The organism is Clostridioides sp. ZZV14-6154, from assembly GCF_020657785.1.
GTDB lineage: Bacteria > Bacillota > Clostridia > Peptostreptococcales > Peptostreptococcaceae > Clostridioides.
This window is the reverse complement of sequence record NZ_JAGWCY010000006.1, coordinates 129576-156218: the sequence shown is the minus strand read 5'-3', so window position 1 is coordinate 156218 and position 26643 is coordinate 129576. Positions and strand designations below refer to the sequence as shown.

23 protein-coding genes are annotated in these 26643 nt (G+C 27.5%); 10 read left to right on the top strand and 13 right to left on the bottom strand.

Going from position 1 to position 26643, the window contains the following annotated elements; genetic code table 11:
* The first annotated feature begins 55 nt into the window (after positions 1 to 55).
* Positions 56 to 1975 carry a threonine--tRNA ligase gene (gene thrS, locus KGF45_RS13705; RefSeq protein WP_227830306.1) on the top strand — a complete coding sequence of 640 codons (1920 nt, stop codon included), beginning with the start codon at positions 56 to 58 and terminating at the stop codon, positions 1973 to 1975.
* A gap of 249 nt (positions 1976 to 2224) precedes the next feature.
* On the opposite strand, the gene KGF45_RS13700 is transcribed toward thrS, so the two are convergent.
* From KGF45_RS13700 to KGF45_RS13690, 3 genes are read right to left on the bottom strand one after another with little or no spacing between them, the layout of a single operon-like run.
* Positions 2225 to 3286: a DUF4097 family beta strand repeat-containing protein gene (locus tag KGF45_RS13700; RefSeq protein WP_227830305.1), complete on the bottom strand. Its 1062-nt coding sequence runs from the start codon at positions 3284 to 3286 to the stop codon at positions 2225 to 2227.
* Complete coding sequence (locus tag KGF45_RS13695; RefSeq protein WP_227830304.1) at positions 3279 to 3956, bottom strand: TMEM198/TM7SF3 family protein; 678 nt, start codon at positions 3954 to 3956, stop codon at positions 3279 to 3281. The genes KGF45_RS13700 and KGF45_RS13695 overlap by 8 nt, the downstream gene beginning before the upstream one ends.
* A gap of 11 nt (positions 3957 to 3967) precedes the next feature.
* Positions 3968 to 4288, bottom strand: coding sequence for a PadR family transcriptional regulator (locus KGF45_RS13690; protein WP_227830303.1), 321 nt, complete (start codon positions 4286 to 4288; stop codon positions 3968 to 3970).
* A gap of 295 nt (positions 4289 to 4583) precedes the next feature.
* Between KGF45_RS13690 and KGF45_RS13685 the strand changes: the two genes are divergently transcribed.
* From KGF45_RS13685 to KGF45_RS13675, 3 genes are all read left to right on the top strand, one after another.
* Entirely contained in the window at positions 4584 to 5924 is a 1341-nt protein-coding gene (locus KGF45_RS13685) for a sensor histidine kinase (protein ID WP_227842744.1), read from the top strand.
* A gap of 76 nt (positions 5925 to 6000) precedes the next feature.
* A complete protein-coding gene (locus KGF45_RS13680) occupies positions 6001 to 6585 on the top strand; it encodes an accessory gene regulator B family protein (RefSeq protein ID WP_227842743.1) in 585 nt (194 codons plus the stop codon).
* 2 nt (positions 6586 to 6587) lie between these two features.
* Positions 6588 to 6731 (top strand): cyclic lactone autoinducer peptide, encoded by a 144-nt coding sequence (locus KGF45_RS13675; protein ID WP_227842742.1) that lies wholly within the window; start codon positions 6588 to 6590, stop codon positions 6729 to 6731.
* A gap of 200 nt (positions 6732 to 6931) precedes the next feature.
* On the opposite strand, the gene KGF45_RS13670 is transcribed toward KGF45_RS13675, so the two are convergent.
* The 4 genes from KGF45_RS13670 to KGF45_RS13655 all read right to left on the bottom strand — a co-directional run bounded on the left by KGF45_RS13670 (position 6932) and on the right by KGF45_RS13655 (position 10044).
* Positions 6932 to 7501: a hydrolase gene (locus KGF45_RS13670; protein ID WP_227433591.1), complete on the bottom strand. Its 570-nt coding sequence runs from the start codon at positions 7499 to 7501 to the stop codon at positions 6932 to 6934.
* Between the two features lie 300 nt (positions 7502 to 7801).
* Positions 7802 to 9064 (bottom strand): MFS transporter, encoded by a 1263-nt coding sequence (locus KGF45_RS13665; protein WP_227842741.1) that lies wholly within the window; start codon positions 9062 to 9064, stop codon positions 7802 to 7804.
* Positions 9065 to 9072: 8 nt separating this feature from the next.
* Positions 9073 to 9306 carry a hypothetical protein gene (locus KGF45_RS13660; RefSeq protein WP_227828810.1) on the bottom strand — a complete coding sequence of 78 codons (234 nt, stop codon included), beginning with the start codon at positions 9304 to 9306 and terminating at the stop codon, positions 9073 to 9075.
* Positions 9307 to 9465: 159 nt separating this feature from the next.
* The gene (locus KGF45_RS13655) at positions 9466 to 10044 is read right to left on the bottom strand and encodes a TetR/AcrR family transcriptional regulator (protein ID WP_227828809.1); all 579 of its coding nucleotides are present in this window, start codon (positions 10042 to 10044) and stop codon (positions 9466 to 9468) included.
* A 453-nt stretch (positions 10045 to 10497) separates the two neighbouring features.
* Here KGF45_RS13655 and KGF45_RS13650 point away from each other — a divergent pair, with 453 nt between their 5' ends.
* Positions 10498 to 11958 (top strand): NADP-dependent glyceraldehyde-3-phosphate dehydrogenase, encoded by a 1461-nt coding sequence (locus KGF45_RS13650; RefSeq protein WP_227828808.1) that lies wholly within the window; start codon positions 10498 to 10500, stop codon positions 11956 to 11958.
* 475 nt (positions 11959 to 12433) lie between these two features.
* On the opposite strand, the gene KGF45_RS13645 is transcribed toward KGF45_RS13650, so the two are convergent.
* From KGF45_RS13645 to KGF45_RS13635, 3 genes are all read right to left on the bottom strand, one after another.
* The gene (locus KGF45_RS13645) at positions 12434 to 14518 is read right to left on the bottom strand and encodes an EAL domain-containing protein (RefSeq protein WP_227828807.1); all 2085 of its coding nucleotides are present in this window, start codon (positions 14516 to 14518) and stop codon (positions 12434 to 12436) included.
* Positions 14519 to 14643: 125 nt separating this feature from the next.
* A complete protein-coding gene (locus KGF45_RS13640; protein WP_227842740.1) occupies positions 14644 to 15612 on the bottom strand; it encodes a GGDEF domain-containing protein in 969 nt (322 codons plus the stop codon).
* 253 nt (positions 15613 to 15865) lie between these two features.
* The gene (locus KGF45_RS13635; protein ID WP_227828805.1) at positions 15866 to 16690 is read right to left on the bottom strand and encodes a GGDEF domain-containing protein; all 825 of its coding nucleotides are present in this window, start codon (positions 16688 to 16690) and stop codon (positions 15866 to 15868) included.
* Positions 16691 to 17463: 773 nt separating this feature from the next.
* Between KGF45_RS13635 and KGF45_RS13630 the strand changes: the two genes are divergently transcribed.
* Positions 17464 to 18915: a GntR family transcriptional regulator gene (locus KGF45_RS13630; protein ID WP_227842739.1), complete on the top strand. Its 1452-nt coding sequence runs from the start codon at positions 17464 to 17466 to the stop codon at positions 18913 to 18915.
* Positions 18916 to 19265: 350 nt separating this feature from the next.
* On the opposite strand, the gene KGF45_RS13625 is transcribed toward KGF45_RS13630, so the two are convergent.
* From KGF45_RS13625 to KGF45_RS13615, 3 genes are read right to left on the bottom strand one after another with little or no spacing between them, the layout of a single operon-like run.
* On the bottom strand, positions 19266 to 19421 hold the full coding sequence (locus KGF45_RS13625; RefSeq protein WP_227842738.1) for a hypothetical protein: 156 nt from the start codon (positions 19419 to 19421) through the stop codon (positions 19266 to 19268).
* 5 nt (positions 19422 to 19426) lie between these two features.
* Entirely contained in the window at positions 19427 to 19564 is a 138-nt protein-coding gene (locus KGF45_RS13620) for a hypothetical protein (RefSeq protein WP_227840414.1), read from the bottom strand.
* A 39-nt stretch (positions 19565 to 19603) separates the two neighbouring features.
* Positions 19604 to 20074, bottom strand: coding sequence for a helix-turn-helix domain-containing protein (locus KGF45_RS13615; protein ID WP_227828802.1), 471 nt, complete (start codon positions 20072 to 20074; stop codon positions 19604 to 19606).
* A gap of 282 nt (positions 20075 to 20356) precedes the next feature.
* Between KGF45_RS13615 and KGF45_RS13610 the strand changes: the two genes are divergently transcribed.
* The 4 genes from KGF45_RS13610 to KGF45_RS13595 all read left to right on the top strand — a co-directional run bounded on the left by KGF45_RS13610 (position 20357) and on the right by KGF45_RS13595 (position 26639).
* Positions 20357 to 21295: a retropepsin-like aspartic protease gene (locus KGF45_RS13610; RefSeq protein WP_227842737.1), complete on the top strand. Its 939-nt coding sequence runs from the start codon at positions 20357 to 20359 to the stop codon at positions 21293 to 21295.
* A 391-nt stretch (positions 21296 to 21686) separates the two neighbouring features.
* Positions 21687 to 22169: a MarR family transcriptional regulator gene (locus KGF45_RS13605; protein WP_227828800.1), complete on the top strand. Its 483-nt coding sequence runs from the start codon at positions 21687 to 21689 to the stop codon at positions 22167 to 22169.
* A gap of 296 nt (positions 22170 to 22465) precedes the next feature.
* The gene (locus tag KGF45_RS13600; RefSeq protein ID WP_227842736.1) at positions 22466 to 23701 is read left to right on the top strand and encodes an MFS transporter; all 1236 of its coding nucleotides are present in this window, start codon (positions 22466 to 22468) and stop codon (positions 23699 to 23701) included.
* A gap of 436 nt (positions 23702 to 24137) precedes the next feature.
* Positions 24138 to 26639, top strand: coding sequence for an ATP-binding protein (locus KGF45_RS13595; protein ID WP_227842735.1), 2502 nt, complete (start codon positions 24138 to 24140; stop codon positions 26637 to 26639).
* The last annotated feature ends 4 nt before the right edge of the window (positions 26640 to 26643 follow it).

Sequence of the window (26643 nt, the reverse complement as noted above, 5' to 3'; positions counted from 1 at the left end):
GGCGATTTTTTATTACAAAAAATTTAAAAATTATCTCAATAAGGAGGAAAAAACAATGATTAAAGTTGCTTTAAAAGATGGTTCAATAAAAGAATTTGAAAATGCTCTTTCTGTTATGGATGTGGCTAAATCCATTAGTGAAGGATTAGCTAGAAATGTGGTAGCAGCGTCTGTGAACGGAGAGGTTGTAGGTCTGGACCACATGATAGATAGTGATTGTGATTTAAACTTATTTAAATTTGAGGATAAAGAAGGAAAAGACGTTTTTAGACATACATCAGCACATATGTTAGCTCAAGCTATAAAGAGACTTTACCCAGAAGCAAAACTTGCTATAGGGCCAAGTATAGAGAATGGATTCTACTATGATATAGATTTAGAACATAGATTAGTTCCAGAAGACTTGGAAAAAATAGAAGCTGAAATGAAAAAAATAGCTAAAGAAGATTTAAAGATAGAAAGATTTGAACTTCCTAGAAATGAAGCTTTAGAGCTTATGAAAGAACAAGGAGAAGATTACAAGGTAGAACTTATATCTGATTTACCTGAAAGTGAAATAATATCTTTCTACAAACAAGGTGATTTTACTGATTTATGTAGAGGACCACATTTACCATCTACTAAAAAGGTTAAAGCTGTTAAATTACAAAGTGTAGCAGGTGCATACTGGCGTGGTGACGAAAAAAATAAAATGCTTCAAAGAATTTATGGAACTTCTTTTGAAAAAAATAAAGATTTAGAAGAGTACCTACATTTATTAGAAGAAGCTAAAAAGAGAGACCATAGAAAATTAGGTAAAGAATTAGGTTTATTTATGATACCTGATGAAGGTCCTGGATTCCCTATGTTCTTACCAAAAGGAATGGAACTTAAAAATGAATTATTAAAATTCTGGAGAGAAATACACAGAAAAGCTGGATATATTGAAATAGAATCTCCAATTATATTAAACAGAAAATTATGGGAGACTTCAGGTCACTGGTATCATTACAAAGAGAATATGTATACAGTTAAAATAGATGATGAGGATTATGCTATAAAACCTATGAACTGTCCTGGTGGATTAATTTACTACAATTCTCAATTACACTCATATAGAGATTTCCCAATGAGAGTTGCAGAGCTTGGTAGAGTTCATAGACATGAGTTATCTGGGGCATTACAAGGGTTAATGAGAGTTAGAGCATTTACTCAAGATGATTCACATATATTCATGTTACCAGAACAAATTAAAGATGAGATAAAAGGTGTAGCTAATCTAATAGATGGTATTTACAAGACTTTTGGATTTGAATACAATCTAGAATTATCTACAAGACCAGAAAATTCTATGGGAAGCGAAGAAGAGTGGGAAGCAGCTGAAAATGGATTAAGAGAAGCTTTAGAAGAGTTAGGTCTACCATATACTATAAATGAAGGTGATGGAGCATTCTATGGCCCTAAGATAGACTTCCATTTAAGAGACTGTTTAGGAAGAACTTGGCAATGTGGTACTATCCAATTAGATATGCAACTTCCAAGACAATTTGATAATACTTACATTGGACAAGATGGTGAAAAACATAGACCAGTTATGATTCATAGAGTTGCTTTTGGTAGTATAGAGAGATTCATAGGTATATTAATTGAGCATTATGCTGGTAAATTCCCAGTTTGGTTATCTCCAACTCAAGTTAAGATACTTCCTATATCTGATAAGTTTATGGATTATGCTAATGAAGTTAAAAAAGTATTATTTGATAAAGGCATAAGAGTTGAACTAGATGATAGAGCTGAAAAAATTGGATTTAAAATAAGAGAAGCTCAACTTGAAAAAGTTCCTTATATGTTAGTAGTAGGTGAAAAAGAAGTAGCTGAAAATAATGTTTCTGTAAGATCAAGAGATAAAGGTGAAATAGGTAGCATTAAATTAGATGAGTTTATAGCTAGTATCTCAAAAGAAATTGAATCAAGAGAAAGTATTATCCAAAACTAATATATAAAATAAAGTTAATTGATATATAAAATATTAACTTGTGTATAGCTAAGTATTTTTTGGATAGATAAGTATCTTATGAATAAATAAGTATAATTAGAGGCACATTTAGTCATATTTTTTATGATAATGTGCCTCTAATTTTTGTTTGTAAGATATAAAGATTTATCTTCATGTAATTTATATAACTTTTTAATATATATTTATCTTTATGTAATTTATATAACGCTTTAATATAGCTATTTTTTGTTAGTTGTTTTTTCTAATATTTAAATTGGCACCTGTAGTATCTACATACATCTTTGCAGTCCCATTTTTATAAATATATGAATCGCCATCCTGAAGTAATTTAAAGCTACTATTTAAATTACCAGAGACCTTACTAAAATCTAAAGTAAATCCTGAATTTTCAGGAATATACAAATCAATATCACCAGAAATAGTATCACATTTGAAAGAAGATAACATTTCACTTGAATTAATTTTTATATCCCCACTAGTTGCCTCAGATTTAATATTAGAAAATCTACCTTCTATATTAACTTTACCAGAAGTTGATTCGCATATAAGATTCTTGTTGTCCATATTTTTTAAATCTATATCTCCGCTTGTTGTATTTATCTTCAAATCGTCAGTTTTACCAGAAAGCTGAATTTTACCAGAGACTGAATTACAAATAACACTTTTACTATCAAGTTTTTTTATGTTGATATTGCTACTAGTTGTCTCCAAAGTAATTTTGTCAATCTTACCAGACATTTCTATATTACCTGAAACTGATTCAATATCCGTCATGTTACTTTTAAGATAAGTACTATATATATCTGCTGAAGTAGTAGATACATTTATATTGTTATATAATTTTCCAGGTAAATATAGTTCAAGTACTGTTGATTTTGGAAGTCCAATTCCAATGAAGAATTTTTTTGCAGAATTATCAATGATAGAAAGAGTATTGCCATCAACCTTTATTTTTGCAATCTTTTTCTTTGAAAAATTAGAAGGAGCTTTTTGAATTAATTTAATTTTATTAGAATCACTCTTTAAAACTCTAACTTCACCTGAAGTCCAGTCAACATTAATATTATTTATTTTGTTTGAAAAACTCTCGCTTTTAACGGTTAGATACTTATCATAATTTTTATTAGAGGATAAAAAACTTTCATTTTTAACTGAATCTTTAATCAAATCTTTGACATCATATTCAGACGAAATTATAGTATTTGTAAGGAAAACAATAAATATTATAGAAAATACTATAGCTACAATACTCCAAACAATAATTTTTATTTTTAAAAATTTTTTATTCATATTTATCATCATCCTCCGCGTCTTTTAATTGTAGTACCCCTTCGGCTATATGAATTCCAGCAGCACCTATTATGAATATTATCCATGAAAAGCTCCAAGCATCAAAACATATGTTAACAATTAAAAAGATGCCAACTATTATCATCCAATATGCACTCATAAATGATTTATAAGCAAGATTTGTACTTTTAGTTTTTACTCTCCATTCTTTGAATTCTTCTACCATAGTATCATCAGATGGACTATAGTTTTGTTTTGTCATTCCATTGTAGACTAGTAGACCTGTTCCAACTGCTATTAATATAAACATTGGAAGACTAGCCAGAGTTGGTTGGATACCAATGTTTACAATTAAAACCGCAGTTAAAAATGGGCTTATTATAAAAAGAGCAATTGCTATTGATACTCTCAAAGCTCTTTTCTTTCTTTCTTCAATTAATTCAGAAGGCATAAAATATGGCTCTTTAACACTTTCAATTAATTCAGATAAATCTCCAATCCCAGATATTACTGAATTATATGCTTCTTGCTTTGATTTACCATTTTGTACTTGGTCGTTGTATTTTTCTTTTAGATTTTCGAATAGTTCATCTTTAAGTTCTTTGACCTTTCTTGTTTCTTTAACTTCTGTAAAGCTTTGTTCAATATAATCATGTATTTTATCTAACATATTTTCACCTCCTAAATTAATGTGTCTATTAACAATTTTGTATTATCCCATTCTTCACGGCTTTTTTTATATTTTTCTCTACCTTCGCTTGTTATAGAATAATATTTTCTTCTAGCACCAGTAGCTTCATCTCCCCAATAAGATGTTATTGCACCAGATTGTTCAAGTCTACGAAAGGCTGTGTATAAAGTTGCTTCTTTTAACTCGTACAAGCCTTGTGTTTTTTCTAATATAGATTTATTAATCTCATAACCATAGCTATCTTTTTCAAGTAAATGCTTTAAGATAATTGTTTCTGTATGACCTCTTATCATATCAGATGCGATTGTCATAAACATCACCTCCGTTTAAGTATATAATACTTTTATATACCTCGCCTGTCAATGTATTTCGTGTGATAAAATTTATTTTATTATAATTTGAGTAGAGCTTCACTATTTATTGGATAAATAGTTTAATAAGGATTATTAGGAAAAAAATAAATAGTAGTATAAATAATTTAATATAAACTAGATTTATTTAATATAATTTTCATATACTATTTACTACAACTGTAGTAAATAGTATAATAATTATAATATGATGTAAAAAACGTTTAGGAAGAATCAATATAATAGGAGATGCATTATGACAAATTCAAATCTTTTTTGGGATATTTTTATTGCAGTATCTTTTATAATAGAGTGGTTTGTATGTAAAAAAATATTGGATTATACTAGTGAGCCCAAATTTTATGAATATAAAATAAATATTTGTATGTTGATAATAATTGTTTTTGCAAATGTACTTTATTTTTTCAATATACTTCCAGATGTAAGAGTAATAATATCTGTAACTATAACGGTTATATTTTATAAAGTTTTATATAAAGTAAAGTTTACAAAAGCTGTTTTAATATCTTTGATGTACTGGTTATTATTGATTGGTATAGATGCTTTAAGTATGACTTTAACTATTTGGATGAACTCAATTGATGATATGTCTAGATTATTAACTGAAAATATCTATAGAATTGAATCTGTCTCATTAGGAAAAATAATCTTGCTTTCAGTTTTATTTATATATAAATCATTTAAACAAAAATTAGATGTAGAAATAAATAAAAGAACATTAATATTTACAATTATACCAATAAGTGCTAATATAGTGTCTTTTTTTGTGATTTTTAAATATGTGTTTAATCCATCAAGAAGAATTTTAATTCATAGTTATGAGATTTTAGTTGTATCAGCAGTGCTTTTTTTATCTAACATATCATTGATATTGATAACTATAAAATTACAAAAAGATAGTAAGCTAATATTAGAAAACAATATGATTAAAAAGATTGGAGAGATGCAAAATCTATATTATGAAAAGATGGAAAAGAAATATATAAAAACTAGATTATTAAGTCATGATATGAAAAATCATATTTTATGTATTAAGGCTATGCTTGATAGAAATCTTGATGTAAGTTTATATCTAAATAACTTACAATTAGAAATTCAAGATAATAACATTACTTTTGATACAGGTAATATCATACTAGATGCTATATTAAGTGATAAAAAAGAACTCTGTACAAAAAAGGGTATAGAATTTAATACAAATATAAATTTTTCTCATTGTGATTTTATCGATTCAGTAGACATATGCCATATATTTTCAAATATACTTGATAATGCTATTGAAGCATGTAGTAAAATTGAGATGGGAACTAAAGAAATAACTCTTAAAGGAGATGTAAAAAATTCTTTTTATTTTATGAGAGTTGAAAATACAAAGATTAATAATATAATTGTTAAAAATAATAACTTTATAACTGATAAAGAAGATAGATTTCAACATGGTCTTGGTATAAAAAGTATTAAAAATGCTGTAAATAAATATGATGGAACTGTAGTCATTGAATATGATGATAAAAAATTTATTGTTAAGATTACTATACCAATTAAAAATGCAAATAAAGTAGATTATGTAGTATAGTGAGTATATATAAAATTATTTGTTTAATATTAGAACAAAATTACTTTATAAACATAAAGAATTAGGAGAGAGAGTTATGATTAAAAGTTGCTCAGAAAAAATGGCTTATATTCTAACAAATAATAATTTGATTGAGGACAGTGAGTGTAGTGTTTATGCATATGGGTTTGAAGTAATGATTGCATCTTTTATAAACTTTTTACTGACATTGATTGTTGGATTTATTTTCAATAAATTTATACATACAATAGTTTTTTTAGCATCTTATTGTTTACTTAGACAGTTTGCAGGAGGATATCATGCATCAAATCATAGAAATTGTACATTGATATTTTTATGTATGTTTTTAACTACAATATTACTTTCTAATATGATGATTCACATTGAATATGTTCAGGCTATTGTATTAATGTTTTCAATTTGTAACTATATAGGTATATTTATTTTGTCTCCAATAGAACACAGAAATAATCCTTTAAATTCAAAAGAGAAAAAAATATATGGCAAAATATCAAAGTTGATAGTAACTATATTATTAGTTATTATAATTATTATTGCTAAATTTAATAATATGATGGACTATGTACTATATATATCATTTGCAATGTTTTGGTCAAATATTATGTTAATTTTAGCAAAATTTAAAAATGGAGGGAATTAAAAATGAAAAAAACTGCATTACTTATGATGAAATGTTTAGGATTTTTATCAGTTATTACACTTTATTTATCTGCAAATACTACTTGCACATGGTATAATTGCCAACCAGAAGCACCAAAAGATTTAAAAAGATTTAAAAAGATTTAAGGAGATTTTGAACAGATAAATATTGACACATACTAAAAATAGAGTACTTAAAGTATAGTAGGTACTCTATTTTATTAAGAATAAATTTATAAAAAACTTGAAAATGTATAAATAATAGTAGTATTATAAAAGACTACACATTTAATATATCAAGAATTTTTAATTTGGCTTTATTATACTTACTTTATATGTATGATAGCCTATATTTCCATTTCTGGAATTAGGCTTCTCATAGCCTCTATAGTTGTTTGTATAAGTTTGTCAAGTTCCCAATCAAGCATTTCTGCACCACTTCTTATAACGTCTCTAGAACAGCCAGCAGCAAAAGACTTATCTTTGAATTTCTTTTTAACAGACTTTAATTCTAAATCAGATACACTTTTTGAAGGACGCATTATTGCAGCAGCACCAATTAATCCAGTAAGCTCATCTACAGCAAATAAAACTTTTTCCATAAATTGCTCTGGTTTAACATCTGAGCCAGTTAATCCATATCCATGACTTACAGTAGAATCGATTATTGACTTATCTAAATCAAGTTCAGTCATTAATTCTCTTTGCTTAACACAATGTTCTTCAGGATACATCTCAAAGTCTAAGTCATGTAAAAGTCCAACGATTTCCCAAAATTCTACTCTTTCAGGGTCGTATTCTTTTGCATAATATCTCATAACACCAGATACAATTTGAGCATGTCTTATATGAAATTCTTCCTTATTGTATTTTTTTAAGATTTCCCATGCTTGTTCTAAATTTGGCATGTAACTCATTACTATCACTCCTCTAGCTGAATATTTTGAATTTTTATAAAGCTTGTTTTTAATTGATTATATCAATCAATTTCCAATACGTCAACACACTAATACATAATTTTGCGCTTAAATTCAGAAATTAGTGAAAATTAAAATTTTATCAGTGTATATGACACATTCGTATATTATGCTACAGTTATATAGTTTTGTATGTTTTGTAAAGTTAATACTAAAATTAAACATAGTAATGCATCTATGAATATAAATGTTATACTGATATTATTTATGAAAAATACAATTAGATATATAATAAAATCTCTATTTGTTGTACTTTGCACTTTTGTCTTTTAACATTACTTTTGAAATAATTGCTATAAAGAATGTAACTACACCAACGCCTATGATAATAATGTAAACTCTATCTGATAATAAATCAAAAAGTTTACCATATATGACCTGACCAAGAGGCATTGCGGCTGCTGTTCCTGCAAAAAGTATTGCCATTACTTTTCCTAACAGTTCATTTGGAGTTTCTAATTGAGTGATTGTTATGGCAAATATTGAGATAATTGTTGTCATGAAAAATATTAACATAGAGGATATTACAAGAAATAAAAATGGTACTGCCAACCCTGTTTCTAATATAGATGGATATACTGAAAATGCCATTGGAATAAACATCAGTGCACATACACAAAGATATATATATAAATTACTAATTTTTAGATGTTTAGAGAACATGCCAACACTTATAGCAGCTACTAGCGAACTAAATGATATTGCTCCCTGTGCGGTACCATATAAGGTATCATTAGCACCCATTGTTATTTTTATTATATAGGGGATACCTACAATTAGCATTGAAGTTAAAAAGAGATTTAATGCCATTGCTATAAATAATATTTTCAATAGAGTAGGATTTTCTTTACATATGTGGATAACACCATCTTTTATATCATTAAAGATAGATTTTATGATATTACCAGACTGTTCTTGTTTAACAAAAGGCATCTGAATAAATATTTCCATAATCGCTGATAAAAAGAAGCTTATACAACTGATAATTACAATAGCATTAATTCCAAGAATGCCATATAAAACACCACCTAGCACAGGTCCAGCGATATTTGTAAGAGATGCAACTCCAGCTACGATACCATTTGCATTCATTAAATTTTTACTATCAACTAGGATAGGCGTACTCGACTGAACAGTGGGTTGATACATCGTACTTATTACTGAAAGTAGGGTCATGATAATACCTACAAGCAGTATTGAACCTTTATTGTTAAATAAAAATAATGTTAAGACTAGAACAGTTAAACTACTTGAAAAATCAAAAATAACCATTAAATTTCTTTTATTAAATTTATCTGCAATAGCTCCACCAATAGGGGAACATATTATAATTGGAATTGAAGATACTGCAAGTATTGTGGCAAATATTCCTGCTTTTCCTGTTATATCAAGTATGTATAGAGATAAAGCGAATTTAAGTATTGAGGCACCAAACAGCGAAATTATTTGACCTAATACCATTAAGTTGAAGTTTCTGTTGAAAGTATTTAGTGATTTTGTCATATATACACCTACCTATCTAAAATTATTAAAATATTTATAATAATTGTTATAACACCAATTACTATTGGAAATGTTCTTTTTATCTTAATTCCTAACACTATCAAAAATATAGAAAATATTATAGATAGAATAGAGTAAAAAGGCATAAGTTCACTACCAGGGTCTACAAGTTTTGTATGTATGTTTAATTTTTCATTTACTTTATATATAGCATCGTTTAGTTTTTGTATTAGTTCAATCATAGAGACCTCCTAAAAGAATTTTAAAGCAATTTTAACAGAAAAACAAAATTTGCTATTTTGCTGTGTAATTCAATTTATTTGTTTATTTAATTTTATAGTTACTTATTCTACATAATCATTTATTTTACTTATATAATCTAGCAAAATTAGCACATCATATTATTCAAACATGTCATCTACAAGACTATCTATCATGAAATCAAATACTTCAAAATAGTTATATCCAATATCTTCTTTTAACAGTAGACTTGATAATAGAGCATTACAAACACCAAAGGCTTTTTCTTTCTCTATTTTTAGTTTAAAATCATATTTTTCAATTAAATCGTAGAAGCTTTGTATATTGTTATGTTCAAGCGTTGAAACCATATCTTTAGGTAATTTATTTAAAAAAGCAATAGAATCAGAATCTCTAGGACAATATAAGAATGGGTTTTTGTCATATAAGCGATATAACATCTTTAAAGATGCTACAAATCCTTCTTTTGCAGGCATATTATTCAATATTTCGTATATTGATGATATAAGTCTATTTTGAATTCCATTTAATACTTCAAAAAATAACTTTTCTTTTGAATCAAAAAATGTGTAAAAAGAGCCTTTTGCAATTCCTGCTTTTGAACAAAGTTCGTCAATATTAGTTTTTTTATATCCATATCTAGACCAGTGGTTTTCACATTCTAAAATTAATCTTTCTCTTATATTGTTTTTTTCAACTTCTGTAAAGCTTTTAGCCATATTTATCAATCCTTTCCATAAGCATGTATTATGTATGACTTAAAAAGTTTTTTTAGTCATACATATATGATATTGTCCATTTATAAATTTGTCAAGTATAAAGCTATTTATATTTATGTTATTTTTAATTTAAAAAATTAAACTATAGATTGTTTTTCAGTTAAATAGGTTAATAAATCATATATAAATTGATAAAGATAACTAATTTAATGAATAGATAAAAAGAGAAGTAGTAAACAAAAGTAGTTAGGATACCTTAAGAGAGAAGTATTTAAATTGCAGGGATATATTAAGATAAAATCACATAAATTACAAAGATACTTAAATTAAAAAAAATACTGATTATAAATTTTTTTTTGAGGTAAACGTTTATGAAAAAAAGAAATGTTTACATAACAAATAAATGGCTATAATTTAAATACATAATGTTATATCACAGAGAGGAATAAAAATATGTTTAATGAACTTAGAACAGAAGAAAATGTATATAAAAATTTAATAAATGGAAAATGGGTAGAATCCAATTCAAAAAAACCAATAGAAATTTACTCGCCAATAGATAATTCACTTGTTGGAAAAGTACAATCTATGACAAAGCATGAAGTAGATGAAGCTATTAAAAATACAAAAGAAAGTATGAAGGTATGGTCTGATATGCCTGTATATAAGAGAGCTAATATATTTCATAAAGCAGCTGACTTATTGATAGAGAATATGGATGAAATAGCTAACATATTGGTACTTGAAATAGCTAAAGATATAAAATCTGCAAGAGCAGAAGTTGAAAGAACAGCAGATTTTTTAAGATATACAGCAGATGTAGGAAAGAATATGGAAGGTGAAGCTATTAGTGGTGATAATTTCCCTGGAGGAACACGCAATAAGATGTCTTATGTTTCAAGAGTTCCATTAGGTACTGTCTTAGCTATATCTCCATTTAATTATCCTGTAAATTTATCCATGTCAAAGATTGCACCAGCACTTATTGGTGGAAATGCAGTTGTCCTAAAGCCTGCTACACAAGGAGCTATTAGTGCACTTCATTTAGTAGAAATTATGAGAAAGGCTGGTATACCAGATGGTGTACTTAACACAATTACAGGTAGAGGTAGCGAAATAGGGGATTATGTTGTAACTCATAAAGGAATCAACTTTATAAATTTCACTGGTAGTACTGAAGTTGGTCAACATATATCCAAAATATCTAAAATGGTACCATTATTATTGGAACTTGGTGGAAAAGATGCTGCTATTGTATTAGAAGATGCAGACTTGGATTTTGCAGCCAAAAATATAGTGGCTGGAGCTTACTCATATTCAGGTCAAAGATGTACAGCAGTAAAGAGAATTTTGGTTCAAGAGAGTGTGGCAGATAAACTAGTTGAAAAAATAAAACCGTTAGTAGAGAAGTTAACAGTTGGAAATCCAATGGATGAAGTAGTTATTACGCCTCTTATAGATAACAAATCAACTGATTTTGTTCAAGGATTAGTTGATGATGCATTGCATAAAGGTGCAAAATTAATAACAGGTAATGTTAGAAAAAATAATTTATTCTATCCAACATTGTTAGATAATGTAAGTGTTGATATGAAAATTGCTTGGGAGGAACCTTTTGGACCAGTACTTCCGATTATAAGAGTTAAAGATATAAATGAAGCAATTGAAATTGCCAATCAATCAGAGTATGGACTTCAATCATCAGTATTTACAAGTGATATTGATAAGGCTTTTTATATAGCTGATAAGCTTGAGGTTGGTACTGTTCAAATAAATAATAAGACTGAGAGAGGACCAGACCACTTCCCATTTTTAGGTGTGAAGGCATCTGGTATGGGAACTCAGGGCGTTAAGTATTCAATTGAGGCTATGACTAGACCTAAGGCGGTAGTAGTAAATGTTAAGGGGCTGTAGACTGCTTATAAAAGAAGTAAAAAAAGTAAAGGAAATAGAAGAAATAAAGGAAATAAAATAAGTAACTAGAAATGTAAAAAAATAACTAGAGGTATGGATAAATAACTAGAAATATAAAGATAAAAGTATAAATATATAAAAATTAATATAAAGGCAGGATAAAGTGGAGGTATTAATTTTCTCCACTTTATATTTTGTTTTTTAAGATAAATCGATACATTTTTATATTAGCAAAAAATTAAATTTAAATTTTAATTTATAAAGTATTAAATTTATCTGTTATTTTTACAAAGTATAGATATTCATATCATTAAGAATATTAATATAAGAATTTTATAGTTAAATGTGCATTTAAAAATACAAAGCTATATAAAATAATTTCTATTATTTATTCTTTATTTTAGAACGAATCATGTCATATTGCTAATTAGTATATTTAAAATAAATATCTTTTAGAATGAATCATTTTATACCACTAATTAGTATATTTCTGAAACATAAGTTTTTCAAAATCCTTTATTGGTAATGGTTTAGAAAATACATAACCTTGTAACATATCACAGTTTATTTCTCTTAAAAAGTTTTTTTGAAAATTAGTCTCTATTCCTTCAGCTACAGTGGTCATATTTAACTTTTTTGATAAATCAATTATAGAAACAATTATATCTCTTTCCCGTTGAGAATCTAATCGTTCTGATTTAAAAAATGCTCTATCTAATTTTATAGTATCAACATAGATATCTTTAAGCATATTAATTGAAGAATAACCACTTCCAAAATCATCAATAGAACATTTAAATCCATTTTTATGAATCTCATTTATTATTTCACTAAACACTTTAACATCTTTAAATACAATCGTTTCTGTAATTTCAATTTCTATAAGATGTGGAGGGATAGAATACTTTTCAGCTATTTCTTTATATGCATTAATAAAATCTTTGAATGAAAAATGATAGCGAGACATATTCACAGAGATTTTTACTGCATTTAATCCACTATCAATCCATTTTCTTAAAGTACTACAAACTTCTTCAAACACATATAAATCCAATTGTACAATGAATCCATTTTTTTCAAATAAGGGAATAAATTCATTAGGAGGCATTATTCCTTCAACAGGATGAACCCATCTTACTAAAGCTTCTGCACCACATATAACTTGGGTGGATAATTCTAGTTTTGGTTGTAAATAAACCTGAAATTCTTTTTTCTCAAGTGCCTCATACATTCTGTTTTCTATATTCTTCTCAAGTATAAGTTTTTCTTTATCTGATTTACTATAGAAATTAAAAATACATAGCTCATGATTTTCAATATTCTTAATAGATTTAGAAGCTACATTTGCTCTATCTTGAATCTTTGTTATTTCCAAAGAAGTGTCATTAATTATATAGGCACCAGCAGTAAAATAGAGCATATATTTATAATCTTTGTTATCATTGAATCTATTAATATGTGTAACTATTGCGTTTAATCTGGAGTTGATATTTTTTTTATCTTCTTTTAGAAGAAGAGTAAAGTTGTCAGCAAAAATTCTAGTAACAAATTCACCTTCATTTAAATGTAATTTTATACAGTTGTAGATATATTTTAAAAGCTTATCTCCAGCAATATTTCCTGCTAAATCGTTTATTAATTTAAACTTTTGCATATTTAGCCAAACAAGAGTGTATGTGCCAGCTGGTGACAAACTTATGATTTCATTTGCTATTATATTAAACTGTGTGCGATTCATTCCACCTGTAGTCTGGTCAGTAAATGCTAGTTTTTCTAGTTCCTTATTATTTTCTTCAATAATTTTGTTTTGCTCAACTAATTTTGTAACATCTGAGTATATCAAAAGATAGATAGGTTTATCATCTTCCCAATCTATACATTCAGCTATGACTTGCATATGGACAATTTCACCTTTAAGATTCTGTGGAGAAATTGGAAAGCAAATATATTTTCCATTTCTAAAATCATCATAATATTTATAAATAGAGTCGAGGTAAATTTCTGAATTTATATCTTCTATTAAAAAATTTACTTTGTTTTTAAACATATCAAAATACTTTTTATTTGCATCTAATAGTTGGAAACCAAAATCAGTAACTTTAAATTTAGCAATAAGACCTGGAAAATTATTGTAAGTTACAGTTTGTTCTATTTGAGTCAGCATTTGTCTTGTAATATCAACCATGACAGAGTAGGAAACAGGGAATCCATCAACAACTTCTCCAGTTAAAAACCCCATTAATTTTATCCAAAGTTTTTTCCCATTACGATGTCTCATACGACCAAGGTGTTCGTATTTTCTCTCTCCCTTAGAGAAAGCTTTTGCGACATTATTCACAAGTTCATTCCAATCATCTGGATTTTCTTTGTAGAAAAGGTCACACTGGTTATGAAAAAGAGATTCATATTCCTCTTTTGTATAACCAAACATTTCATAATAACGATTATTAGCCCAAACCACAGTGTAATGTTCATCAATTAGATGTCTACTTACGCTTACATCTAATGCGTTCATTAAGAAGTCGTATTCAATATTTGTAAAGTCTGTGTCTTTTGACATTATCGGGCCTCCTCCACAATATACATTTTTTATAGATTAATTTCAATTAAGCAAAAACATAATATATAAATTATTAATAATTTATATATTATAACTAGAGATGTAATAATAGTTTTATTTGACTGTTACTTATTTTTAAGCTTATTTTCATACATCAAGGAGTCTGCTTTTGCTATTAAAGTTTCAGTATCAGATATTCCGTCCCATTCAACTAGTCCATAACTAATAGAAAGTGTATAAGGGTAATCTTCAGTGTTACTTAATTTTGATAGTTCATGGTTAATATCAATCATTATTTGCTCTGCTTGGGAAGTAGTTATCTTGTATAAAAGAAATAAGAATTCATCTCCACCATACCTAAACAATAAAGATTGTTCTATATTTATACATTTTTTTATTATTTGAGCAGTAGTGGATATGTATTTATCTCCAAACTGGTGTCCAAATTTATCATTTACAATTTTTAAATTATTTAAATCTGCAAAACATAAAGTAAATTCATAGTTATTAAATCTCCATTCTGATAGCTTTTTATTTGCAAAAGGCCTATTATAAAAACCAGTCAATAAGTCTTTATATACAGTATCACTCAATCTTTTAATTTCATCTTCTATTTTTAGACTTTCCAAATAATCTAGTTGGTTTTTAATATCATAGCCCTTAATTTGAGTGATTCTAAAGCTATATTTTTCTGCAATATAGTTACCTATTAAAACCATTATGGATGATTTAATTCCATATAACTTCAAAATTAATGTGTTTTCAACAGTATAGTATACCATTAGACTCAGGCACAAATATAGATACATTACAAACATAAGACTCAGTAAAAAAATTAAATTTTTTTTATCTTCTAAGATATTTTCAAAGCTAATCTGAGTATTTTTATAAATTTTATAATAAAAATATAATCCTGTAACAATAAAACTAAATGCTATAGGAAATACTCTGTAAATATTTGTAATAGAGTTACTATCAAATAAATATGCTGGCATATCTAAGACTATCGAAATTAATGACCTGAAAAATATATTTATTGACAGACCAATAATAGTACAGTTTAATGAATAAAAAAAGGCTTTTATGTTAGACATGGAGTAAGTTACTTTAATCTGTGTAAATAAAACTAACATAAAAATTGTCCAGTTTATAATTAAATTTAACCTTAGATAGGTACAGATTAAAAAAATTGAATAATTAAATAAAGAATATATAATATATATTTTATATTTGTTTTTAGAGTTATCAGTTATAGCATCAAGATATTTAAAAAAATTATAGTGATAAAGATAATAAGATAAATAACATGGTAACGTTGTTAGGATAATTATCATATACATTTTCATTTTAGTTTTTGTTCTTTCTATGATTATTTTGTTTATCAGTATACATTCTAATATCTGCAGTATTAATAATTTCTTCTAGAGTCATTTTATTTTTACTGGATACCTCTACAATACCATAACTAAAAGATATCTGATTTTTCATGGTATTACGTATTTTATCCATGACTTCTTTTGTAATATTTTCACTATATTGAGGCATAATCACTATAAATTCATCTCCTCCTATTCTAGCAAATATATCTTCTGTTCTTAAATTGTCAATAACTATATTTGAGAAGCTAATAATGTAGCTATCTCCAGCCAAGTGTCCATATGTATCATTTATTGTTTTTAACTTATCCAAATCAATATATACTAATGAAAATAATAACTTATTATCAATATAAGATTGCATTTTTTCAAAAGCAAATTTTCGAGTATATGCTGATGTTAAATCATCAATATTAGCCTTTTTATTTAATAAGTCAACTCTTAATAATTGTTCATATTTTGTTATTTCTAATTTATGGTGTTCTTTTTCTAAATAAATATTTTTTTCAATAGAATATATATGATTAATAAATATAATTATTTGTAAAGCTAATAATATATTACTTCCAATTATAAAGTAGGAAGTTAAAGCCTTTGGAGGTGAAAGTATAACCTGTATGCTGTCAAACAAGATATATCCTATAGCAAACCAAATAAACTTTGAAAACAAATTAAGTTCTATATTATTTTGAACTAATATAAAAACATGTTCTTTTATTTTATCTATACAATACAACAAGATAAAAATTAAAGTATAAGCTATTAAAATACTAATTAACCTATAGTATGTATCCATATATAGGGTATATAAGCTTGTATTTTCCAAGAGTGATATTACACTTAAAGTAATAAGGTGAAAAATATAAAAACTTATCACTGACATATTAGATATAAAGTATTTATTAGCATTTTTATTATTTATTAAAAATGCCTTATGATTCATTAGATGAAATAATATATAAAATAGTGGTAATGGTAATTTTGTAAACATCATTATCAAAAAAATTAATGGTTTTATTAAAAATATTGATTTATAATTTTTATATGGTGATACAGTTTTGTTTTGGGCAGATAATATTCTGCATATATAAATATTACAGAATTCAATTATTGATATAATAGCTATAGCTAAAAAAATATAGTATTTCATAGTAAATCCTCTTTTAAAGTGAAATTGTGTTTAATTAAAATAGAATAAGTCTAATGTATTCAAATTTTGCGAATCTTAGTTGTATATCTACAAATTGCTTTAATATGATTATATTTTTTTATCATATGTGTTTATGTTATAGAGTATTTCAATCTTGTTCACCCATTTTATATTACTACCATAATTCTATCTGCTTATTCTGTAAAATAAGTTAAACCATTTCATTGTTAAATATATGTATATATTCATTAGAAATTTGCATTATTGACAATTTTCTAACTCATTTATAAATAATGGTAGGATATTTTACAGTGTTATAAGATTATAAAACTTAGACCATATATATAAATGGTTCATAATAATTATAGTTTATAGCATAAAAATAAGCAACTATTTTAAATTATTAAAGAGGAAAAAATATGAAAAAAAAACCACAGTATTTAATTATTTTTCAATGCTTAATTCAGCAAATTTATACAGGCAAAATTGTAGTTGGAGATAAACTCGACTCCATTCAAAAAATGTCTAAAGAATATATGGTATCAAAAAATACCATAAAAACAGTAATTAAAATGTTATCAGAAGAAGGTTTTATAGAAACAAAAGCTGGTGCTAGACCAGTATTGATTCATAATGTAAGTGAAAAATTAGTGGAATCTGAATTGGTGTATGAGAAAATTTTGCAAATAGCAGATATGTATCAAGTTTTTAGCTTAATATTTCCTGCGCTTGCTGTTTATAATATAGAGCGATTTACATCAAAAGACTTGCAAGAATTATATGATATTATCAGCTATATGGAAAAAAATAATTCAAACCATTTTATATTTAGAGAGCAAAAACTAAAATATATAAATAAACTAATCAGCAAGTCAAATAATTTACTTATTCATTCTTTTTGTGATATTATTCAGAGTAATGTAATGGTTTCACAAATAACCTATAGTATTGATAAATTAGATGATAGTTCTGTAGATTTTTTTCGAGATAAGTATATTGAACAAATAAAGCAGGTTTATTTATATGTATTAAATAGAAATTTTACTGCACTTAAACAATTATTAATTTATATGTATGAAAAAAATAGGGAATTTACTTTGGAAATTGTAAAAAACCGTATTTCACAGGAGAAAGCTAGAGATAATTTTAGTTCTATGGCATTAAAAAATTGTTATCTATATGATTTAATTGTTTCTGATATCATATCTCAAATTTTTGAAGGAAATCTTAAAACAGGGGATTGTCTACCATCTATTAATTCTGTAATTAGTAAGTATAATATATCTCTTCCAACAGTTAGAAGTGCATATAATGAATTAAATGAATGTGGAATTGCTAAAACAATTAATGGAAAGGGAACATATATAACTCTTTTTTCTGAGTATACTGATGATTATATTAAAACAAAAGAAGGAGCTAAAAGATTAAAATTGCTTTTAGATGCTATGGAGTTTGTTACAATTACATTAGAAGATGTGGTGCTTTTAGTGGGTGAGAATATAGATTCTGTGATGATAGAAAATATAGAAGCTCATTTAAGACATCTACAAAAGAATTCTGAAGAATGTAATATCTATCCAGATTTCGTTTTGCTATGTAAAATAGTGGACTGTTCAGAAATTTATATAATGCAAGAAATATTTATGCATTTAAAGCAATATATTGTATTTGGGATTTATATAGAGCGATTTTTTCCTGAAAAATACCCCGAAATTTTAAAAACACGTTTCGGGATATGTTTTGAAATATTGATGTACTTAAAAAAAGGTGATGTTAAAGGATTTTCAGTAGCATTTTCAAATCTTTTTAAGAAGTCTTTTCAACAATTGAAAAAATGTTATGTCTATATAGAAAGTATAATAGAAGAGTAAAGTTAAAAGTATCATTAAAGACAATATAGAGATAGTATAAATTTTATTTATCTTGTACGTATAATAGGCTAGATAGTGGATTTTTTATGGGTGGAGTAGTTGAAAGCATCCATTATTAATTTTTAAATGTTTATTTAACAACAATACATATTTTACTATAAAAAAAGGTTCACTCTAATTAGGGTGAACCCTTTTTATTATTTATCAGAATTAGATTTTTTATTTATATGGGATAAATAGTAACTGTCATCAAAAATAATTAACATACACTCTAAAATTATTATAAAATTTCCAACTCCATATACAGTCCAATATTCTTTAAAATGAAGGTAAATCTCCCTTCAATGCTATTAGATTTGTAATAAACGCATAGAATTAGCACTTCTAAAAGCACAACCTCTACTTAAATATCTATCATAAGCCTCTCTATCGTATTTAGTTATATATGTACACAAACCTTCTTCATAATTATCTCCTTCAAAATCTACAAAATGAGATAAATACATATATACTACCTCATCATTGTATTTTGGAGCTCCTCCTCTTGATTTTTTCTAGCTGCTGACATAGCATATGAATTTGCTGTTGTTGCTACGAAAAAAGTAGTTGCTAGTGTTAAACTTAATACCTTTGATTTAGTTTTTTTCATTTGTTTTCCATCTCAAATAACTTTACATTATCCTACGATTTAATTATTTATAGAATTTTTATCAACTTTATACTTATGCTTTAAATTAATAGTAATAGCAATTGCTGTTGCTATTATAAACTCGCTTAATATTACACCTGGATTCCAAATTTCAAAATAGAAGTGCCCAATAATATATATAGCGAATGCAATTAAGTATGTGGCTAGACAGCTTAATACAATAAATAAGATTTTATCCTTTTTTATTTCCTTTTCAACTAACTGCTGTTGCTGTTTTTCTAGAATTTCTGTTCTAATTGATATCTCATCTATTTCAGATGGCTTCAAAAGATAATCTATTGTAACATTAAATATTTCGCTTAAAGCAATTAACTTTTCTGTTTCTGGAACAGATTGACCTGTTTCCCATTTTGATATACTTTGTCTTGATACATTAAGTTGTTCTGCTAAATTCTCCTGAGATAGATTATTTGCTTTTCTTAGTTTTAAAATTTTTTCAGATATATCCATTTTATTTTCCTCCTCAATATTTCTCAATCTTTATTCTAAAATATTAACAAATATACAAGTTGCACACTATCAATCCTACTATGTTTTTTGTCAACTTTGAGTTGCATCTTTGTAATAATAGGCATTTTATATAAATTTTATTATTTGATAAAGTAGCTTAAAGTTATGAATTCAAGAAAATTTTAATATCTAAGTATAGTACAGGGGATAAAATTAGAGGAATGAATCTTTTGGTATAAGCTTAAAATATTACTAATTACTAAATAAAACTCCCAAGCTCATTTGAATTTGAGAGTTATTTATTGCAAAACTAGACAAATTAACTGGAATGGAAAAGAAGAAAGTGCTATTCCATTTGTAACAAGTGAACCCCTACCTGTTGTTCCAGTTGAGATAAATGGAAAAAGAATAAATGCTTTTATTGATACTGGTGGTGCAATGTTTGTTGCGGATAGTAAACTTACAAAAGAGCTTGGTATTAAAACAGCTTCAAAGAAAGAAGGTACATTCCAAGGAGGTAATATCGTCGAAGTTGGTTTTGGTCAAGTTGACTCACTTACTATAGGAGATGTAAACATGAAGAATGTCCCTGTAATGATGGGTTCATTTGAGGGATTTGAAGAAGCATTTAAAGGTAATGCGTCAAATGTTCATGGCGTTATTGGTACAAGTGTATTGAAGGAATTTATACCTACAATTGATTATTCTAGTGGCCAGTTGGTATTAAGACCTAGAAATGAAGTAGGTATGGCCAATGCCAATAAAATGCTTGCCAACGATAAAGTATTAGAAGAGATTCCATTCACGCTTGCTTCTACTCATTACATGTATGCTAAAGGTTCAATAAATCAGAAAAGTGGAATGAACTTCTTTATGGATTCAGGGTTTGCTAATGGAGAAGGTGCTGGAATGCAACTACCTAAAGAAACAATGGACTTAGCTGGGATTCCAATACCTGAGTTAAAGTCAGCTTCTGAAGGACAAAGTAGTGGAATGGGAGGAAGTGATTATAAAGATGGTACTTTTGAAATCTCATCATATAGTCTAGGTAGCTTGCAACTGGAAAATGGATTTGGGAACTATACAACAGGTGAGGAATCCAGATATTATGAGGAGGTTGGATTCTTTGAAGATGGTTTGATAGGTCATAATTATTTTAAGAATTACAAATGGACAATGGATTTTGATTCTATGAAGATGACATTCAGTAATTTGAAATAGTACATAGACTAAAGACTAAACAGTATATAAATCAAACTTAGTTAACACTGCCTTTTATTATAAAAACTATTATTAAAACATTACATGTATTTTAACAACACGACAGTACAAGAGATGTATTGTTGTGTTGTTTTATTTATAATATAAATTATTTGTAAACCATTTAATTATCTTAATCATCATTCAAATTTATGTTTACTTGTATAGTTATCAACACTTATATGATATTGATTAAATCTAAAAGAATGTAGGTTTAAATTAGATGATTCTGTTTTCCTTTTTTATGTTTATGTATAGTTCGATTCCTAAAATAATTATTTTAACATTGTTGAAATAGAAACAAAAGTTTAATATAATATTGTTAATGCACTAACGGGTGGGAGGACAGGCTATGAATAAAGAAGAACAGGTCATAATGGGTTTCAGGGACTTATTAAACAAGATGGTTTGGCTTAATAAATTTAAGATGGAAGAAAGTCTTAAAGGTTATAAATCTTCTGAAGTACATTGTATCGAATACATTGAAAGAAATGTAGATTGCAACGTGACAAAGCTTGCAGAGCACTTTTATATGACTAGAGGTGCAATAAGTAAGCTAACTAAGAAACTCATAAAAAAAGGAATTATCGAAAGCTACCAGAAGTCTGATAACAAGAAAGAAATTTATTTTAGACTTACTGAACAGGGGAAAGCAGTTTATAAAATTCATGAGGGACTGCACAATGAGTTTCAAGAACGTGATAAAGCTGTATTTGAGCAGGTAACTGACGAACAATTTGATATTATGATTAGCTTTGCGGAAAATTACAATAGGCATCTGGATGCAGAAATAAAGAAACAAGGTATAATATTAAGTCAAAATAAATTAGAATAAAGAAATTGAAACTATAGACAGCCCAACTCTATTGAGAACGGGCTGTATTTTTATTGCTATTATTTTGTTGACAAGGAAACAAAATGGTGATACGATAAATATGTTTCCAAGGAATCAAAATAATAAAGAGATAAATATATTCCCTAGGAGTTGAAGTAATAAAAAAAAGAATATGTCTCCAAGGAATTAAAATAATGAAAAAAGTAAAAAAGTAAAAAAGTAAAAAAGTAAAAAAGAAATAGAAGGAATGTGTTCCTGAAGGAAACCAAATTATACTTTTTGAGAGGAGGATTTAAGTGTTTATATTTAAATCAAATAATGAACAGAATACAGAACAAATTGTAAATAAAAAGGCTTTGATATTTGGTCTTATATCTGCGTTTCTTTGCGGAATCGGGTTCACTATCATAGCACCTGTTGTTCCATTCTTAGTGCAACCTTATACAAATAGTCCATCAGAACAAGCTATAGTTGTTACAATGCTAACTTCTGTTTATGCAATCTGCGTGTTTTTTGCAGCTCCTGGGCTTGGAGCTTTGAGCGACCGATATGGACGTCGTCCATTACTCTTATCATGTCTTTTGGGTTCTGCAATAGGGTACTTAGTTTTTGGAATAGGAGGAGCTCTGTGGGTACTATTTGTTGGACGTATAATAGAAGGTGTAACAGGTGGGAGCATAAGCACTATCTTCGCATATTTTGCAGACATCACTCCTAGAGAATATCGAAGCAAATACTTTGGATGGGTGAGTGCCTTTTCAGGTGTAGGCTGTGTTATTGGTCCAACTGTAGGTGGATTACTTGCTAAGTTTGGTTATTCTGTACCAATGTACTTTGGGGCAATAATAACTTTATTGAATGTTATTTATGGATTCTTATATATGCCTGAGAGCCTTGATAAGAAGAATAGATTAAAGGGGATTACACTTGCAAGGCTAAATCCATTTATACAGCTTGCAAATGTACTTTCTGTAAAAAACTTAAAAAGGCTACTTGTATCAGCATTCTTACTTTGGATACCAAATGGGTCTTTACAGTCTGTCTTTTCACAATTTACAATAGATACTTTCAATTGGAAACCCGCACTAATTGGACTTGTATTTTCAATTATGGGTATCCAAGACATCATTTCACAAGGTTTTGTAATGCCAAAGCTTTTGAGAAAACTCAGTGATGCACAGATAGTCATTCTTGGAATGATTTCGGAGATTATAGGTTACAGTTTTATTGCAGCATCGGCACTGTTTTCATTCTATCCTATTTTTATTGTTGGAATGTTTATATTTGGTTTTGGCGATTCTATCTTTGGACCTTCATTCAATGGGATGATATCCAAGTCTGTCGATTCTAGTGAACAGGGAAGGATTCAAGGGGGTAGTCAATCTATTCAATCTTTAGCGAGAATAATTGGACCTATCATTGGAGGTCAAATCTATGTGTCTCTTGGTCATGCGGCACCTGCTTTTATGGGCATGATACTTATAGCAGTGGCAATATCAGTTTTGTATAGGGGAACACATGCAAATGTATAAACTTTGTAAAATCTAATAAGTAAAAATTCAATTTATGGAGCAGTTGATTTTAATAGATTGACTGTTTTTTTGTATTATATTATTTTTAATTAAATAAATTTGACTTTCAAAGTTTTTTATACAAACTATTTGTCCAGTTATGCACTTTTATCGACTAGTTACACGAATTGTATTGAATATTTAGAAAATTGGTACTATTATATAAATAAATTTAAACATATAAGGAGGTTTTTTATATGAATATTCATTGTGGAGGATGGTCAAAGTTTAGAGCAGTAGAAAAAATAATATAAAGTAGAAAATGTAATTAGATATAAAATAAAAAGTATAATTAGATATATAAAATAAAATTACTGTGTTAGTAAAGGCTATATTTTACAAGCACAGTTATTTTAACATTAAAAAATTTTATAACAATAAACAAGGGGGAAGATACATGGAAGAAAAAAATCAGCTTTTAGAAGAAATCAAAATCCTATTAGATGAAGGGAAAGTAGCAATAGATAAGGCTATAAATAAGAATCTAATTTTGATTCTTGGAGGCACAGGTTGTGGGAAAAGTACAGCAATTAATTATCTTGCAGGATGTGAAATGAAGGAAGTAGAAGATGAAGATACTGGTATCTCATATATTGAATGTGTAGACCCTGTTGCAGAAATTGGTTCAGGAGCTGTTTCACAGACTTTGTATCCAAATATTGTAGATATGAGAAGAGAAGTAGAAGGAATGGATGCAAAATTATGTGATACTGCAGGATTCAGTGATAACAGAGGTGTAGCACATGACATTAGTGCAGCAGTTTCGTTGGGAGAGGTGTTTAGAAATTCTGCATCTATATGTGGCGTAGTTGTACTAATACCAGAAGCAGATATATTAGAGGCTAGACTTACAAAAGTACTTGATTTATTTCAACAATTAAATATGTGTCTTCATAAAGAGAATTTTAGAGGAAGTATTACTTTCTTTGTTTCTAAAAGCTTTTTAGGAAGAACAGAAAAACAAATATATAATGTGATTAGAAAAAAATACGAACAATTGTGTGAAAGTCCAGAAAATAATATACAAGATAAAGCTTGGTTGTTTGAAGAATTGCTAAAAGGAGAAGGAAAAAATATTCATCTTTGTAAACCGCTTGAAGCAGAGCAAAGAGAAGGATTATTAAAAGAAGTAATAAATTTAGAAGAAGTAAAAGATAAAACATCAGCATTCCAATATCCAATCAGTGCAGATGCAAGATTAGTTTTAGATACATTAATAAAAGATATTCAAGGTGGTATAGTATCTAGACTAGAAGTTTATGTTAAGGAATATACAGAAGACTTTATTGAAAAGGTTGAAAGAGTAACAATGATTCAAGAAATGTCAAACTATGATAGAGTAGTAGACATATTTAAAGACTGGTTAGAAAGTTCAGTTAATACAGCTAGTATTACTTTAGATAAATTTATCAATTTATTATCAGGAGAAAGTGGATTATTCTTGGAAGACACATGTATAAAGTTACAAAATGAGATAAAGAGAAACTTGGGTATAATTAAAGACTTAAATAAATATACAGACCATGGAGATGCTGAAATTTCACTATCTTCTGTATATATGGAATCTATTATAGAAAAAACAAGTAAAAGTATAATGGAACAAAAATTTATTATTATAAGAAAGAAAGTAGAAGAGATTTTAGTTTCTTATGAGGTACAAAAACAGGTATGGACATTATCAAATAGAGATAAATTGATGGAAGTTGCAAATAAAACAGATTACATATATAGTAAACGTGATTTTGAGCCTATTTTAAAGAATCTTACAGATAGAAATAGTGAAGAATTAGAAGAAAATATAACAAGATTAAATACCTATGGAGAAAAAGGTAATGAAATAATTAGAAATCTTGTAAGTAAATATATTTTAACTCCATTTATAATAAAAACATTTGAAATTAAAAACAAGACAGTCATAGAAGTGAAGGCACTAATTCCAAACTTAGTAATAAGTAGTGTTCTAGAGGCTTTTAGAAATAGAAAAGTGGGAGAGGATGTCTCTACAATTATGTTTTCAGCTAAAGATACTATCTATATGGATGATAATCTTGGAATGGATTTTGCATCAGAAAAAAATATCATTATTTCTTGTAAGAATCTTGATGTAAGTAGTAATGCTAAGATTAATGTAAGTGGAAAGAGTGGAAATATTATAGATAATTCTATATATGGAAGAAATGGTGAAGATGGTAGAGATGCAGGAAATATTTATTTATATATTAAAGAAGAAATTAAAAACTATCGCCTTACACTAATAGCAAATGGAGGAAATGGTTCAAGAGGAACAGATGGTAAAGATGGTGAGACTGGAAGCACAGGTAGAAATGGAAGTGATGCAGGATATACAAGTAGTTTCCATGGAAAAATGTTTAAAGGTTATTTTGCATCAGGAACAAGTGGTGCAAAAGGAGATAATGGAGGAAAAGGAGGAAATGCTGGAAGAGGTGGAAATGGAGGAAGTAAAGGAAATATCTACTTCTTGGCAGATTCAGATGAAAAGAGAGATAAGTTAATCAGCTGTTGTGATATAACAGTAAGAGATGGAGAAAGAGGTCCAGATGGAAGACCAGGTTTTGGTGGAAATGGAGGAAAAGGAGGTCATCATGGTTATAATACACTTTCATTTTCTCCAAGTGCTATAGATTCCACTGTATACTATACAGGATATTTTACAAGTTGGGATTATAAGCTAACTGGTATTGCTAGTTATCGTATAACTTTTGAAGGTGGAAGTTGGAAAGAAGGAAAAGAAGGTCCATCAAGAGAGTATGCTGATTATGGAGATAGAGGAGAATCTGGAGGATATAATAATCCAAATTCTAAAGTATCAACAGCAGTTTTAAAAGTAGAGGAAAGTTTTGTTAAAGAGAAATATCAAAACTATTGTGCTGAAGTATAGAAAG

Excerpts from the sequence above, each read along its gene's own strand:
- thrS (WP_227830306.1), top strand. The coding sequence starts at position 56 with ATGATTAAAGTTGCTTTAAAAGATGGTTCAATAAAAGAATTTGAAAAT.
- KGF45_RS13700 (WP_227830305.1), bottom strand. The coding sequence starts at position 3,286 with ATGAATAAAAAATTTTTAAAAATAAAAATTATTGTTTGGAGTATTGTA.
- KGF45_RS13695 (WP_227830304.1), bottom strand. The coding sequence starts at position 3,956 with ATGTTAGATAAAATACATGATTATATTGAACAAAGCTTTACAGAAGTT.
- KGF45_RS13690 (WP_227830303.1), bottom strand. The coding sequence starts at position 4,288 with ATGACAATCGCATCTGATATGATAAGAGGTCATACAGAAACAATTATC.
- KGF45_RS13685 (WP_227842744.1), top strand. The coding sequence starts at position 4,584 with ATGACAAATTCAAATCTTTTTTGGGATATTTTTATTGCAGTATCTTTT.
- KGF45_RS13680 (WP_227842743.1), top strand. The coding sequence starts at position 6,001 with ATGATTAAAAGTTGCTCAGAAAAAATGGCTTATATTCTAACAAATAAT.
- KGF45_RS13675 (WP_227842742.1), top strand. The coding sequence starts at position 6,588 with ATGAAAAAAACTGCATTACTTATGATGAAATGTTTAGGATTTTTATCA.
- KGF45_RS13670 (WP_227433591.1), bottom strand. The coding sequence starts at position 7,501 with ATGAGTTACATGCCAAATTTAGAACAAGCATGGGAAATCTTAAAAAAA.
- KGF45_RS13665 (WP_227842741.1), bottom strand. The coding sequence starts at position 9,064 with ATGACAAAATCACTAAATACTTTCAACAGAAACTTCAACTTAATGGTA.
- KGF45_RS13660 (WP_227828810.1), bottom strand. The coding sequence starts at position 9,306 with ATGATTGAACTAATACAAAAACTAAACGATGCTATATATAAAGTAAAT.
- KGF45_RS13655 (WP_227828809.1), bottom strand. The coding sequence starts at position 10,044 with ATGGCTAAAAGCTTTACAGAAGTTGAAAAAAACAATATAAGAGAAAGA.
- KGF45_RS13650 (WP_227828808.1), top strand. The coding sequence starts at position 10,498 with ATGTTTAATGAACTTAGAACAGAAGAAAATGTATATAAAAATTTAATA.
- KGF45_RS13645 (WP_227828807.1), bottom strand. The coding sequence starts at position 14,518 with ATGTCAAAAGACACAGACTTTACAAATATTGAATACGACTTCTTAATG.
- KGF45_RS13640 (WP_227842740.1), bottom strand. The coding sequence starts at position 15,612 with ATGTCTAACATAAAAGCCTTTTTTTATTCATTAAACTGTACTATTATT.
- KGF45_RS13635 (WP_227828805.1), bottom strand. The coding sequence starts at position 16,690 with ATGGATACATACTATAGGTTAATTAGTATTTTAATAGCTTATACTTTA.
- KGF45_RS13630 (WP_227842739.1), top strand. The coding sequence starts at position 17,464 with ATGAAAAAAAAACCACAGTATTTAATTATTTTTCAATGCTTAATTCAG.
- KGF45_RS13625 (WP_227842738.1), bottom strand. The coding sequence starts at position 19,421 with ATGTATTTATCTCATTTTGTAGATTTTGAAGGAGATAATTATGAAGAA.
- KGF45_RS13620 (WP_227840414.1), bottom strand. The coding sequence starts at position 19,564 with ATGAAAAAAACTAAATCAAAGGTATTAAGTTTAACACTAGCAACTACT.
- KGF45_RS13615 (WP_227828802.1), bottom strand. The coding sequence starts at position 20,074 with ATGGATATATCTGAAAAAATTTTAAAACTAAGAAAAGCAAATAATCTA.
- KGF45_RS13605 (WP_227828800.1), top strand. The coding sequence starts at position 21,687 with ATGAATAAAGAAGAACAGGTCATAATGGGTTTCAGGGACTTATTAAAC.
- KGF45_RS13595 (WP_227842735.1), top strand. The coding sequence starts at position 24,138 with ATGGAAGAAAAAAATCAGCTTTTAGAAGAAATCAAAATCCTATTAGAT.